Annotated in this window: 8 protein-coding genes; 3 read left to right on the top strand and 5 right to left on the bottom strand. The window is 62.4% G+C overall.

The window, feature by feature from the left end; translation table 11 throughout:
• Window positions 1-60: 60 nt before the first annotated feature.
• The 3 genes from VXM67_RS10870 to VXM67_RS10860 all read right to left on the bottom strand — a co-directional run bounded on the left by VXM67_RS10870 (window position 61) and on the right by VXM67_RS10860 (window position 6555).
• Entirely contained in the window at window positions 61-4578 is a 4518-nt protein-coding gene (locus VXM67_RS10870) for an NEL-type E3 ubiquitin ligase domain-containing protein (RefSeq protein WP_367237671.1), read from the bottom strand.
• 97 nt (window positions 4579-4675) lie between these two features.
• Window positions 4676-5698: an AraC family transcriptional regulator gene (locus VXM67_RS10865; protein ID WP_023379753.1), complete on the bottom strand. Its 1023-nt coding sequence runs from the start codon at window positions 5696-5698 to the stop codon at window positions 4676-4678.
• Window positions 5695-6555, bottom strand: a complete 861-nt coding sequence (locus tag VXM67_RS10860) for a LysR substrate-binding domain-containing protein (RefSeq protein ID WP_027907629.1) — start codon at window positions 6553-6555, stop codon at window positions 5695-5697. The genes VXM67_RS10865 and VXM67_RS10860 overlap by 4 nt, the downstream gene beginning before the upstream one ends.
• Window positions 6556-6689: 134 nt before the next feature.
• On the opposite strand from VXM67_RS10860, the gene VXM67_RS10855 reads away from it, so the two are divergent.
• Together VXM67_RS10855 and phnX are read left to right on the top strand one after the other, a co-directional pair.
• A complete protein-coding gene (locus VXM67_RS10855) occupies window positions 6690-7796 on the top strand; it encodes a 2-aminoethylphosphonate--pyruvate transaminase (RefSeq protein WP_023379751.1) in 1107 nt (368 codons plus the stop codon).
• A 38-nt stretch (window positions 7797-7834) separates the two neighbouring features.
• Window positions 7835-8662, top strand: a complete 828-nt coding sequence (phnX, locus tag VXM67_RS10850; protein WP_023379750.1) for a phosphonoacetaldehyde hydrolase — start codon at window positions 7835-7837, stop codon at window positions 8660-8662.
• Between the two features lie 48 nt (window positions 8663-8710).
• Here the strand turns inward: phnX and VXM67_RS10845 are convergent, their stop codons facing one another.
• Window positions 8711-9268, bottom strand: coding sequence for an NADPH-dependent FMN reductase (locus tag VXM67_RS10845; RefSeq protein WP_367237670.1), 558 nt, complete (start codon window positions 9266-9268; stop codon window positions 8711-8713).
• Window positions 9269-9425: 157 nt separating this feature from the next.
• On the opposite strand from VXM67_RS10845, the gene VXM67_RS10840 reads away from it, so the two are divergent.
• Window positions 9426-9644 (top strand): hypothetical protein, encoded by a 219-nt coding sequence (locus tag VXM67_RS10840; RefSeq protein WP_023379747.1) that lies wholly within the window; start codon window positions 9426-9428, stop codon window positions 9642-9644.
• Here the strand turns inward: VXM67_RS10840 and VXM67_RS10835 are convergent.
• Window positions 9628-11877: an Orn/Lys/Arg decarboxylase N-terminal domain-containing protein gene (locus tag VXM67_RS10835; RefSeq protein ID WP_023379745.1), complete on the bottom strand. Its 2250-nt coding sequence runs from the start codon at window positions 11875-11877 to the stop codon at window positions 9628-9630. The two genes, VXM67_RS10840 and VXM67_RS10835, sit on opposite strands and share 17 nt — an antisense overlap.
• Window positions 11878-11926 lie beyond the last annotated feature (49 nt).

Genomic DNA, 11926 nt, shown 5'->3' with positions numbered 1-11926 from the left:
CGCTGCACCCGATGGGTGGCATCCACTGCCTGGCCCAGGCAACGCCGGGCCATTGCGGTGTCATCCCAGTCGCGCCGTTTCGGACCTCAGTTCATGACGGGTCAGTGCCACCCGATGGCGATGCACTGCAGCATCGTGCGCGATCTGAAGGTCGTCCAGGGCGCGCGCGCGTTCGGCCGCTGTTGCCTGTGGATTTTCTGCGTGGTACCTGCCGATGCGAGCCCGGTGCGCCGACTCCAGCACCTGGAAGTCATTGGCGTGACGATTTTCCAGGTAGGACTGCCAGAAGCGGCGTTGACTCAGGTCTTCTGCCAGCTCCTCGATTCCTCCAACCCGTTCGATTCGTTGCCGGTCGCTGAATATCGATTCCTCGGTGATTCCCGGAAGGCTATCGCCATGCATCGTCTGGGGCTGCCCAGGCAAACTCAGCGCCTCTCTGAGCCGCACACGATAGAGCAAGTCGATATCCCGACCATCGACATCCGCCAGGTGCGTGGCACTCGGATCTGCCCGCCGAGCGATGGCCCGTTGCTCGTTCACTCGCACCGTCGCCTCGCGCGAAAGCAAGGCGATAACGTCCAAACGATAGAGGCCACGGCCCAGTGCGATCAGCGCACGGCCCTGCACGCCCTGCACCGCGGCCCGTTCCGCGCGCGCTTCGAACATGCGCACCTGCAAGCGGGTGAACACATCAGCGACACGATTGCGCACGGTAGGCACCTCATCCACCCACTCGAACATCCGCTCGCGCAGCGAAGCATGCTGTTGCAGTTCTTCGAGCAATGACCACACCTGGGTCGCCAGGTACCGGCGTGCCTGAGCGTAGTCAGAGACATACTGCAACTGACCCATCAGCTGAGCGAATGGTCCGCTGCCGCTGGCCCCCATCACGGCGTCCCATGTCGAACCTCGTTCCGACCTCGCGGATTCAGGCAAAATTCCGATCCACAAAGCGCGGATGTCGTCCTGGGACAATCCAGCCTGTGGGGCTTCCGGTATCGTATCGAGTGCGTACAGGCGTATCACCTGCCGGTTGCTCAACAGGTTGCGCTCCACCACGAATGCCTGACGGAAAGATTGCGGCATCTGTAACGTCTCGGGAGCGACTTCGGCCAACTGGTTGTCTCGCAAGTCCGCTAATTGCAAGTGTTGGCACAACTCGATGTACCCCGGCCAGAGGCTCAGCCGGCAATGCCGTAGGTTCAGCTGAACCAGGTGCTGAAGCTGACCGAAAGGCACGTAGAGCACGCCCAGGGGATTGTAGCTGAGGTCCAACCGCATCAACTGGGGCAGGCTGGCGAGCGCCTGGAAAGCCGACAGGGTCATGCGAATGAAGTTACGCGCCAGGCGCAGGGTACGCAGCTGGGTCATGTGGGCCAGTCCGGTCGGAATGGCCAATAACCGATTGCCGCTGAGATTCAGGTTGTTCACGTTGACGAAACTGTGCAGGAAGTCAGCGGGCACCGCGGTGATCGAGCTGTCATTGATGGCCAAGGACGTCACATGATTGAACTGCACCTGCCCAGGCAACGCAGGCAGACTCGCCAACTCGCCAAGACTCAACGCCAGACGCAAGCCACCCGGCTGCCCGTCAGCGGCCGGCACTTGCTCGCCTTGCCCGCGCCAGGCGCGTAGCACGCGGTCCGAGAGCAGTTGCCGACTGGCCTGCCTTGTCGTGTTCAGCTCAGCCGAGACCCACCTGTTCAGTGCCTGCTGCAACTGCACATGATCATCCTGCAGCGCTGCCAGGCCTGCAAACGGCATGTCTTCACCGTGCAACAGGCGCTGCAGTTCCTGTTCAAGCTGGTCATCGTCCAGACCGGGAAACAGCTGGCGCAAACCATTGAGCAACGTTTGCTTCGATGAACCCTGCGCCGCGCCTTGGCCACGCCCGCTCAGCACGTAGCCGACGCGACCATCGGGCAGCCGTTGACCTGGGTTGAACCAGCGAGGCTGGGCAGGCCAACCGAGCAGTTCGATGCACCGGTCGTGGGCGTTCGGAAGCCGCGTGATCAGCAACTGACGTAACTCATCGGCTGGATCGTCGCCTAGGCCCAGCGCCTGCAATTGGGCCGACGACAGCACTGCCGCGATCGCTTCGAAAATGGTAGTCGGCGCCGTTCTCGAAGGTCTCCATGACTGCCCCTGGCCATCGAACAATTGAAAGTGCCTGCCAACGCGCACCAGGCTGATGCGCCCCGTTTTGGGACCCGCCGGATCGAGTTCGGCCAACAGACGCCCCGTGGGCGTTGCCTCGCGCACTTCCAGGTTCAGATCGGCCGGCCTTCCCGGCAGCTGGCGGAGCAAAGCAATCGCCAGCTCGTCGGTTTCCGCGCAGCTGGCGCTGCCAAGGTAAAAACCTTCCAGCGCACGGGTCAGCCGAGCCACCCGCAGCAAAGACCGCGCCTTGCTTGCCATCGCCAGCGACAAGCGCTGCTGCACAAGCGCTATCTCCAACTCGCTTCTGTCAATGCCGCTGAGCACCTGCGGAATGTAGCCTTTGGGAAGCCCGGGAAAATCACGCGACACCACGAGCGCCAGCGAGGAGCTCGACCGTGGCGCGTAGGCAAAGCTCTCGAACAGCCGCCACCGCATCAGCGGCATCTGCTCGATCAACCTCTCGCGCATCCCCTGCTCGGGACCGGCGACTTCATGTTGAGCAGTGCACCATGCCAGCAGATCTTCTTCATCCTGCCCCAGCGCACCACTGTTCAGGTGGCCGATGAAGGCCTCGATCCGAGCGTCAACTTCGAACCGGCGCAGCGTGTCGGCGAGGTTGATGGGTGCAGGTCGGCTCTCCACCAGCAAACCCCGCAGTTCATCCACGTCCATGCCGGCCACCTGCAGTATCTGCCTGGCCCTTTCAGCATCCACAGGGGACGCTTGCGGCCACAGGCAGTCCAGCATGCGCGCGCCATCGTCCCACTCGAGCGGTTGAGCCTGTTGCAACCGCCAACCGCGCTGACCATTGTGTTGCACGACCGGACCATAGGCGCTGTCACGCAAAGGGTGGCGAAGTCGCCATGGGCCCAGGGGATCGGGGCGATGCACTTCGTAGTAACGGGTCTGCACCCGCATCCAGCGGCGCTTGCCCTGGCCGTACAGGCCGTCCGGCTGCAGACGCCTGTCTTCGGGCATGGTTTCGTAGGGCGTCAAATCACCAGACCAGAGACGCTTGCGATGGGTATCAAGGGCAATCGGCTCAAGCGCATCCACGAAGGCACTGCGCACCACGGCCACGCCCGCGACCGTGGCAACCGTGTAGGCCAGGGCCTCTGCGACACTCAGCACATGCTCCAGGGCCTCGTGCTGATGGCCTTTGGACCAATCAACGGCGCCTTCGAACACGTCGGACAAGGTCTGCACCACCAACTGTCCAAGCAGCAGCGCCCCCACGACCGGGTTGAACAGGCCTACCAGGTTGACAAGCCCCATGCCCACCGACTCCCAACGCTGAATCCGTCGCCCAGCGGCGGCGGCATCGACCTCAGCCGTTGGCACCAACAATAGCCGCGCATCATCCTTGACCTGCTGCACCTGAGCCCTGGCCAACGTGAGGAACGCATCCTCCACGATCGAGCCTCTGACCAATTGCAGGTCCGGTCGGGCATCCTTCAGGCGCAGATCAAGGGTCTGCAGGAAGGTTGCGCGATGCTCCAGGTGGACTTGCTCCGACAGGCACTGGCGCAAGCCCGGGCGCTGCAGTTCGCTGACCAGCTGCTCGTGCAACTGCGCCAGCGAAGTGAAGCGTCGCAAGGCCTGGTCGGGGGCGCTAGGCAGATAAAGCAGCACGCTTTTTATCACACCATCGAACTCGCGCAGCACGACTAACAATGCATTGGAAAGCGTCTGCCCCAGCAGCTCGACATGATTGACACTGTGTGGAACCGGTTGCCCGACCGTGTGCGGAATGTGCGTTGCGATGTCACGTAGGGCGATTTGCTCCAACGCGGATATTTCCCCCCGCAGCGCGGCGATTTCGATGGCGAGGATGAATCCACTGCGCTTGTCTTCGGCCAGCAGATTCAGATTCTGCCCGCCATACACCTGTTCGACCTGGTCCTGGTATAGCTTGCCCGCGTCCAACGTCCGGCATCGCTCGATGAACGCGTCGTCGGCGGCCACCAGCACATCATTGGCACCTTCCAGGACCAAGCCACTGCCCACGTAGAAGCGACTGTCCGCGGCAAATCCCTGCATCAGCTTCGATAGTGCGGGCGAATGGGTGTACTTGGGTTTGTAGACAAAGTCGGGCCACGCCAGCTGCCCCGCAAAATCGGGAGAAACCGTGACCCAGTGCAGATCGGACACCTGTGTGCCTGGAGGCAGTGCATCGCCTAGCAGGGCCTGGAACTGTCGCTCGGCAAACTGCTGCAACGGAAGCAGTTCATGGGTCGCTGCTCGCAACCGATCATGGCTGGCCTGGTGCCTTTTGAAGCTATCGCGCAGTTTCCTGATCTGCCCGCGCGAGGCTCGCCTCAGCCAGTCCGGTAACTGGGCCTGGATGAAGTCATCGGTAGCGGTCGAAAGCCTTGCTTGTACGGAAGACGCTTGCTGGGAAGGAGGGATAAGCGTCATGGTGGCTCCGATCTGGGCAGAAAGGGGCCATATGCTTGTACCTAACCCACCCTCGGCTGCAGCTGGAAACGCTTCGACACGCACGGCAGAGGTTGATTCATTCGCTCCCGTCTCGGGCTTGGATCAGCGCCCGATAGTGACCTGGGTTGCAGCCGAACCATTTACGGAAGGCCTTGTAGAACGAGCTGCTGTCGGCAAACCCCAGCCGTTCGGCGATATCGCCCAGGCCCGGCTCGACCTGGGCCAACCAGGCAATCGCCAGCTCGCGTCGTGCGCTGTCCTTGAGGCGTTGGTAGGTCTGCCCCTCCTCCGCCAGGCGCCGGCGCAGGGTTGCGCTGGACAAGCACAAGCCACGCGCCAGGCTGTCGGCATCCGGCCAATGTGCCGGGTCGATCTTCAGCAAATCGCTGCGGATGCGCCTGGCCAGGCTGGCCGGATCGCGGTACTTGACCAGAATGTTGCCCGGCGCTTCGGCAAGAAAGCGCTGCAGCTCCTGGGGCGTGCGCCTAAGCGGCAGGTCCAGGCAGTCGGCGGCGATGATCATGCGGGTACGCGGACGGTCGAATTGCAGGTTCTCGGAAAACATCACCCGGTAGTCGTCGCAGAACGGTGGCTCGGCACAGCGCAGGTCGATAGCCAGGATCGGAATCCGCCGCCCCGCCAGCCAGCAGGCCACACCGTGCACGATCATCCAGAAGGTGAAATAGGTGAACGCGCGCCGTGGCAGGTCACGGGGCTCGTTGACGACGATTTCGGCCAGGCTCTGCTGGCGTACCAGGCTCGGTTGCAGATCCTGCAGCATCAACGACAGAAAGCCCAAGGCAATTTCAAGCCCGGCACCGAGGCTCTGCTGAGCCATGGCTGCGCGGGTCAGAAAGGCAAGGCTGCCCATCGGCAAACCACGGGGGTCCATGGCGAAGAACTCATCGTTGCAACGTCGGGCAAGCAGCCGCCACAGCTTGGCATAGGCGTCGGCAGACACCCTCGCCTGCGCCAGCTCCAGTTGTTCCGGCTCGATGCCGGCGCGAAGCAGCAGGCCCACGTCAGGTGACCCAGCGGGGCATGTCTGCAACAAAGCCTCACGTACCAGTTGCATGGAGATCGTGTCTTTTTCGCTCATTGCCCATCCAACCCCAGGAATGCCTTGATCAAACGTAACTCGCGGCGGCGCTCCAGGCAGCCGACCATGTGCCGGTTGACCAGACCGTCGCCAGCTATGGGCCGAGCCACCACCCGAGGATCGTGGGCCACCTCCACCGATGAGACAATACCGATACCCAGCTCGGCCGCGACGGCCTCTGTCACCGCCTCACGACTGTCCAGTTCCAGCAGCACCCGGGGTTGCACCTTGGCTGCCGCACACGCCTGGTCAAACGTGCGCCGGGTGATCGAGCTGGGTTCACGCAGCACCATGATCTGCTTGTCCAGATCGGCCAGCGCCAGCTCACCCGAGGCATGCGCCCAAGGGTGGCCCACTGGCAACAGCGCACAAATCCGTGAATCACCCAGGCCCTGCAAGTACAGGCCATTGCGCGCCTCGACTTCGGTCAGCACGGCCACATCGGCATGCTCGGACAACAGCGCCGCCAGGGTTTCCTGGGCATTGCCCAGGCGCAGGTTGACCGTGATACCAGGGTAACGCGCGCGCAACTGCGCCAGCATGGGCATCACCCGGTGCGGACCGTCGGCAGCGACTTCCAGGCGCCCGGTCAGCAGTTGCCGATTGGCCTCCAGCATCACCTGTGCTTCTTCTGCCAGGCTGAACATGGCCCGGGTGATGGCTGCCAGGCGCGTACCCTCCTCGGTCAGTTCGACCCGCCGCGCCGTGCGCCGCAACAGCGTGATCTGGTAGTGCTCCTCCAACGCCTTGATGTGCCCGGTCACCGCTGGCTGGCTGATGAACAGACGCGCCGCGGCACGGGTGAAACTGCCTTCACGGGCAACCGCGTCGAATGCACGTAACTGGAACAGGTTCATATCTATCGGCCTGACTTATGACTGGCATAACAACAAACAATTTGATTGATAAAAGGGCGAATTGCAACCTAGCACCCGTAGTTTCAGCGCCACCTCTATTGGCGGACCACCCGCAGCTTGTGAGGAACCACGGAATGAGCAATGCCCCGATTCTGCTGACCCCCGGCCCACTGACCACATCGCTCCGCACCCGCCAAGCCATGCTGGTGGATTGGGGCTCCTGGGACCGCGACTTCAACCAACTCACCGCCAGCGTCTGCGAGCAATTGCTGGCGATCATCGATGGCAGCGCCAGCCACCACTGCGTTCCCCTGCAAGGCAGCGGCACCTTCGCTGTCGAAGCCGCCATCGGCACCCTGGTGCCCCGCGACGGCAAGGTGCTGGTGCTGATCAATGGCGCCTACGGCCAGCGCCTGGCCAAGATCTGCAAGGTACTGGGCCGCACCTACAGCACTTTCGAGACCGCCGAGGACCAGCCGACCACCGCCGCCGACGTCGACCGCCTGCTGGCCGCCGACCCCACCGTGACACACGTCGCGTTGATCCACTGTGAAACCAGCACCGGTATCCTCAACCCGCTGCCGGAGATTGCCCAGGTCATCAAGCGCCACGGCAAACGCCTGATCATCGATGCCATGAGCTCGTTCGGCGCACTGCCGATCGATGCCCGCAAGATCCCGTTCGAAGCCCTGATCGCCGCCTCGGGCAAGTGCCTTGAAGGGGTACCGGGCATGGGCTTCGTGTTCGCCGAGAAAAACGCCCTGGCCGCCGCCGAAGGCAATGCCCATTCCCTGGCCATGGACTTGCACGATCAACACCAGTACATGGCCAAGACCGGCCAATGGCGCTTCACCCCGCCGACCCATGTGGTCGCTGCCTTGCACGAGGCCCTGTTGCAGTACAACGAAGAAGGCGGCCTGCCAGCACGCCACCAACGTTACGCTGACAACTGCAAGACCCTGCTCGATGGCATGGCAGCCATCGGCCTGCGCAGTTTCCTTCCGGCCGAGATCCAGGCGCCAATCATCGTCACCTTCCATGCACCGAACGACGCCCGCTACCAGTTCAAGGACTTCTATGAACGGGTCAAGGCCAAGGGTTTCATCCTCTACCCAGGCAAGCTGACCCAGGTCGAAACCTTCCGCGTCGGCTGCATCGGCGTGGTCGGAGCAGACGGTATGCAGGCCGCTGTCAATGCCGTGGCCCACGTGCTGCGGGAAATGGAAGTGCTGGACATCTGACCCGCCCAATCACCTCGAACTCCCAGGAACTCGCGCACATGAACTACAGCAACCCCACCCAGCTGCAAGCCGCCATCCTCGACTGGGCCGGCACCGTGGTCGACTTCGGCTCCTTCGCCCCGACCCAGATCTTCGTCGAAGCCTTCGCCGAATTCGACGTCCAAGTGTCCATCGAGGAAGCCCGAGGCCCGATGGGCATGGGCAAGTGGGACCACATTCGCACTCTGTGCGATGTCCCGGAAATCGCCGAGCGCTATCGCAAAGTGTTTGGCCGCACGCCCACCGACGATGACGTCACGGCCATCTATGAACGCTTCATGCCACTGCAGATCGAGAAGATTGCCGTGCACTCGGCATTGATCCCCGGCGCTCTGGACACCCTCACCGGGTTACGCAAGGATGGCCTGAAGATCGGCTCCTGCTCGGGCTATCCGAAAGTGGTGATGGACAAGGTGGTGGAGCTGGCTGCGCAGAACGGTTATGTCGCCGACCATGTCGTCGCCACCGATGAAACGCCCAACGGGCGTCCTTGGCCGGCCCAGGCACTGGCCAACGTGATCGCCCTGGGCATCGACGATGTAGCGGCCTGCGTCAAGGTCGACGACACCGTACCCGGCATTCTCGAAGGCCGTCGTGCCGGCATGTGGACCGTGGCACTGGTGTGCTCGGGCAATGCCCTGGGCCTGACCTGGGAAGGCTACCAGTCATTGAGCGTGGAAAAGCTGGAGCGCGAGCGCCAGCGTATTCGCTCGATGTTCGCAGGGTCGCGCCCGCACTACCTGATCGACACCATCAACGATCTGCCGGAGGTAGTTGCCGATATCAACCGCCGCTTGGCCAAGGGTGAAATGCCGCAGGCCTCCTGACTGGCTGTTGCGACCCCTATCGGCGTGACGACAGGGGTCCGACCCGCTTTACACAGCGCGATTCAACTTCACCCACGAGGCGAACTTGTCGATGAACCCCTGCAGGAACGGCCGGGTCTTGTCACTGAGCTTGCCGGCTTCATCGAACAGGCTCGCCGCCCCACCGATATAGGCTTCTGGCATCTGCATGCACGGCATGTCGAGAAACACCAGCGACTGACGCACGGCGTGGTTGGCACCGAAGCCACCGATGGCCCCCGGGGAGACACTCACCACCGCCGTTGGCTTGCCCGCCCATGCGCTTTGCCCGTAAGGCCTGGATCCCACGTCGATGGCATTTTTCAGGCAGCCCGGCACCGACCGGTTGTACTCCGGGGTAACGAACAGCACGGCATCGCTGCGACGAATTTCGTCACGAAAGTGTTTCCAGGAGTCAGGCGCCGTGACCTCGACATCCTCGTTGTACAGCGGCAAGTCAGCGATCTCGACGATCCTCAGGGCAAGGCTGGACGGCGCCAGCTCCGAAAGTGCCCTGGCCACCTTGCGATTGTACGAATCCTTGCGCAAGCTGCCGACGACGACCGCTACCGAATACACCTGGCTCATGGCGATTTCCAACCTTTGCTGGGGAATGGGACGTTGTAGTTATAGATGACCGTTCCTCGGTTCCATGGTTTTTTTTCTTGGCCGCTAAAACTTACTGCGGGCCCGAGCGGTCTATGCCTGCAGACATTTCCCAGGCAATTCAGAGGTTTTCACCCAAATGGCAGCAGTAATGGTCGGTCAGTTCCACGCCCGTGACGCCGAAGGCCGTATCTATCCCGTGCATGAATTCCAGGAGTCCACGCTCCAGGTCGACGGCACCACCCTGGGCGCACCGATCACCACTTATCGCCTGGCCATCGGCGACCGGGTCAACCACCTGGGCGAAGACCGCTTCGAACTGGCGCGCACTGGCGTCGAGATCATTCGCATTCCTTGATGCAGTCCACCGTGTAGATGCCGTTCTCGTGCTGCAGCCCATGCACATCGGCGACGAAGCCAGGAAAGCCGCTGTCGAAAGCGCGGGCGAACACCAGGTAATCGAGAATCGAGCGGGTGGTTTCGGTAAAGCGTTCGCCCGGCATGATCAGGGCGATACCCGGCGGATACGGCACCAGCATCACCGCCGCGACCCGCCCCAGCAGCGCCTCGATCGGCACCGCTTCCACCTCGCCGCGCACCATGCGGTCATAGGCCTGGGCCGGGCTCATCACCACCTCGGGCAAGCGTGTGAACAAACGCTTGAACTGCTTGGCGGTAGCATTGGCGCGGTAGCAATCGTGCAGTTGGTTGCACAGGTCCCTCAGGCCCATGCCCTGGTACCGCACAGGTGCCACCGCCACGACACTGGGCAGGCAAGCGCTCAATGCCGTGTTGCCGTCGTAATGGCGTTTGAACTCGAGCAATTCGGTGAGCAAGGTGCTCCATTTGCCTTTGGTGATCCCCATGGAGAACAGCACCAGGAAGCTGTACAACCCCGTCTTCTCCACCACCAGCCCCCGCTCCCAGAGGAACTTGCTGACCACCGCTGCGGGAATACCATGCTCGCCCAGCACGCCGCCGGCATCGAGCCCTGGCATGACCAGCGTGACCTTGAGCGGGTCCAGCAGCACATAGTCGTCCGCCACTTCACCAAAACCATGCCACTGGGCGCCCGGCTGCAGCAACCAATCCTGTACCGCCAGGCGGTGGATGCCCTCGGCGGTCGTCGGCTGCCAGATACTGAACCACCAATCATCCGCTGCGATGTGTTCACGCAAATTGGCCAGGGCCCGGCGAAAACTCAGGGCCTCGTCGAACATTTCCTGCAACAGTGAACGTCCGGCGGGGCCCTCCATCATGGTCGATGCCACGTCCAGCGAAGCCAGGATGCTGTATTGCGGGGACGTGGAAATATGCATCATGAACGCTTCGTTGAAGCGGTCGCGGTCCAGCTGGCGCTGCGCGCCATCCTGCACGTGGATCATCGATGCCTGGCTGAAGGCGGCGAGTAGTTTGTGGGTCGAGTGAGTGCTGAACACCAGCGGGCTGTCCGCCTCACAGACAGTGCCCATGGCGTAGCGATTGTCGAAGAACTCATGAAATGCCGCATAAGCGAACCAGGCTTCATCGAAATGCAACACCTCGACGCTGGCACCCAGCGCCTGTTTGATCAACCCGGCGTGGTAGCACAGCCCGTCGTAGGTAGAGTTGGTCACCACCGCCAGCTTGATCCGGGCTCCACGGTCGCGCGCAAGAGGGTTGGCCTGGATTTTCGCCCGGATGGCCTCGGCACTGAACTCACTGAGCGGGATCGGGCCGATGATGCCCAGCTCGTTGCGCTCCGGGCACAGGTAGATGGGGATGGCCCCGGTCATGATGATCGCATGCACTACCGACTTGTGGCAGTTGCGGTCTACCAGTACCAGGTCGTCACGGCCAACCATGGCATGCCAGACGATCTTGTTGGCCGTCGAGGTACCATTGATCACGAAGAACGTGTGGTCGGCACCGAAGTTGCGGGCGGCGCGGGCCTCCGCAGCTGCCAGTGGGCCGGTGTGATCGAGCAGCGAGCCGAGCTCGGGCACTGAAACCGAGAGGTCGGAACGCAGGGTGTTTTCCCCGAAGAACTGATGAAACGCCAAGCCTACGGGGGTTTTGCGGTAGGCCACGCCACCACCATGACCGGGGGTGTGCCAGGAATAGTTCGATTGCGCGGTATGCTGGACCAAGGCTTTGAAGAATGGCGGCAGCAAGCCATCGAGATAATTATGAGCGGCTCGGGCCACTTGCCGTGCCAGGAATGGCACGGTGTCTTCGAACAGGTAGAGGATGCCGCGCAGTTGGTTGAGCTCGCCCATGGCCTCGGCGGGCGCATTCTCCAACGTGACCTGCTCGCCCAGGGCGAAAATAGGCAGGTCCGGGGCACGCAGGCGTGCCAGGCGAATCAACTCGGCCATGTTCTGCAGCAGGTGGGTATTCTCGCCGACACCTTCGGCGGCGACCAGCATGCACGCCAGTCCGTGGTGAGTGGCGGCAACCAGACGGGCCTCGGCATGGTCGGCCGCGGCGAGGATGGCGAAACCGTCCTGGCTCAGCTCCTCGGCTATACCGCGTATACGCTCCCCGGCAACACTGTCGGCCTTGATTGCCCGGTGGACAATGAGAATGGGGAACTTGAGGTCCTTGTACATCAGCTACTACCCCCTTTCGAACAGGTCATGCTGTTCAGGGTAGTTGAGG

It is taken from the genome of Pseudomonas sp. Rh2, from assembly GCF_040762985.1.
Taxonomy (GTDB): Bacteria; Pseudomonadota; Gammaproteobacteria; order Pseudomonadales; family Pseudomonadaceae; genus Aquipseudomonas; species Aquipseudomonas taiwanensis.
Note: the sequence above shows the minus strand (reverse complement) of the source record. Positions and strands in the feature narration are given on the sequence as shown.

What these genes read in the sequence shown, in the direction of transcription:
- phnX (WP_023379750.1), top strand. Translation starts at nt 7,835, where the DNA reads ATGAACTACAGCAACCCCACCCAGCTGCAAGCCGCCATCCTCGACTGG.
- VXM67_RS10860 (WP_027907629.1), bottom strand. Translation starts at nt 6,555, where the DNA reads ATGAACCTGTTCCAGTTACGTGCATTCGACGCGGTTGCCCGTGAAGGC.
- VXM67_RS10835 (WP_023379745.1), bottom strand. Translation starts at nt 11,877, where the DNA reads ATGTACAAGGACCTCAAGTTCCCCATTCTCATTGTCCACCGGGCAATC.
- VXM67_RS10865 (WP_023379753.1), bottom strand. Translation starts at nt 5,698, where the DNA reads ATGAGCGAAAAAGACACGATCTCCATGCAACTGGTACGTGAGGCTTTG.
- VXM67_RS10840 (WP_023379747.1), top strand. Translation starts at nt 9,426, where the DNA reads ATGGCAGCAGTAATGGTCGGTCAGTTCCACGCCCGTGACGCCGAAGGC.
- VXM67_RS10845 (WP_367237670.1), bottom strand. Translation starts at nt 9,268, where the DNA reads ATGAGCCAGGTGTATTCGGTAGCGGTCGTCGTCGGCAGCTTGCGCAAG.
- VXM67_RS10870 (WP_367237671.1), bottom strand. Translation starts at nt 4,578, where the DNA reads ATGACGCTTATCCCTCCTTCCCAGCAAGCGTCTTCCGTACAAGCAAGG.
- VXM67_RS10855 (WP_023379751.1), top strand. Translation starts at nt 6,690, where the DNA reads ATGAGCAATGCCCCGATTCTGCTGACCCCCGGCCCACTGACCACATCG.